The organism is Bradyrhizobium sp. MI1.7 (assembly GCF_055811795.1).
In genome coordinates, this window is sequence record NZ_JBVVPO010000239.1 from 1 (window position 1) to 667 (window position 667).

The following is a 667-nucleotide window of genomic DNA, read 5'->3' on the forward strand; positions in this document are numbered from 1 at the left end:
GTGGGCGGCTATGCGAGCTACGTCGTTCCGGCGGCGTTCATCCTGATCCTGCAGCAGACCCTGCTGATCGGCGCAGCTATGCTGACCGGCACCGCGCTGGCGAGCGGCGGCGCGGCCTTTGCCGGCGTGCTCGGCCGCGGCATCGCGCATCTGACCGTCTACCTTCCTGCGCTCGCGCTCTACGTCGTCGTGCTGCCCCGCATCTACGGTTTTTCCACGCTCGGCCATCTTCCGCAGATTCTCGCGCTCGCGAGTGTCTTCCTGCTGGCGACGAGTTTCATGGGTCAGGCTGTCGGGGCCTGGTTCACGCGACCGGAGAACGCAACCATCCTGCTGCTGGCGACGAGCCTGCCGCAGTTCTTCATGGCCGGCTTCGCATGGCCGCGCGAAGCGATTCCGGACGTGGCCCTTGCGTTCGGCCGGTTATTCCCGGCCGACTCCGCGATCGACGGCCTCGTGCGCATCAACCAGCTCGGCGCCGGCATCTGGGAGGTTGGGCATGACTGGCTCGCATTGTGGTGCCTGGCGCTCGGCTATTTCGCGCTTGCGGTGATCTCGGCATTTGCCGTCAGGAGGAGACAGGGACATGCCCAACCTTAGACCTGCCGCCTTCGTCGCGATTCCGCTCGCGCTGGTCGCGGCGGGCGCGCTGCTCTATGTCATGCGC

Annotated in this window: 1 protein-coding gene; it reads left to right on the forward strand. The window is 66.7% G+C overall.

The window, feature by feature from the left end; translation table 11 throughout:
- Positions 1 to 600: ABC transporter permease (locus AC0L3X_RS47335; RefSeq protein ID WP_473317644.1), on the forward strand; the 600-nt coding region annotated here is incomplete at its 5' end.
- Positions 601 to 667 lie beyond the last annotated feature (67 nt).